We start from the raw sequence: 322 nt of genomic DNA, 5'->3' as shown, positions 1-322 counted from the left end.
AAAAAATTGATGAGATTGCCAAACTGATTGACTAAGATAAGCAAATTGCACTTATTGTTTTAGCTGCCCGTGAACATACAGAAGGACCCGGACCGCTTGTGCAATTAATTGGCAATCGGGGAACAGCTTTTTCAATCCCTGTTATCGTTATTCCAAGTAATCTCGCTGATGAAGATATTGAATCCATTGCCTAAAATAGTGTATTCTTCATTCAAGAAGCGCCCTGATCCATCCCATAAAAGGAGAGTCTATGTTTATTCAAACTGAAACCACACCAAACCCTGCAACACTGAAATTTCTGCCAGGTTGTGTGGTACTTTCC

2 pseudogenes are annotated in these 322 nt (G+C 40.1%); both read left to right on the top strand.

Features of this window, described 5'->3' with window-relative positions:
- Positions 1-194, top strand: a pseudogene (locus ACFINS_RS10600) (universal stress protein); the annotation flags it as partial.
- A 56-nt stretch (positions 195-250) separates the two neighbouring features.
- Positions 251-322 (top strand): annotated as a pseudogene (locus tag ACFINS_RS10595) (NifU family protein); the annotation flags it as partial.

Origin of the sequence: Bartonella sp. AA2SXKL, assembly GCF_042197205.1 — a bacterium.
Classification (GTDB): domain Bacteria; phylum Pseudomonadota; class Alphaproteobacteria; order Rhizobiales; family Rhizobiaceae; genus Bartonella.
The sequence above is the reverse complement of the archived record's forward strand: the minus strand, read 5'-3'. Positions and strand labels throughout refer to the sequence as shown.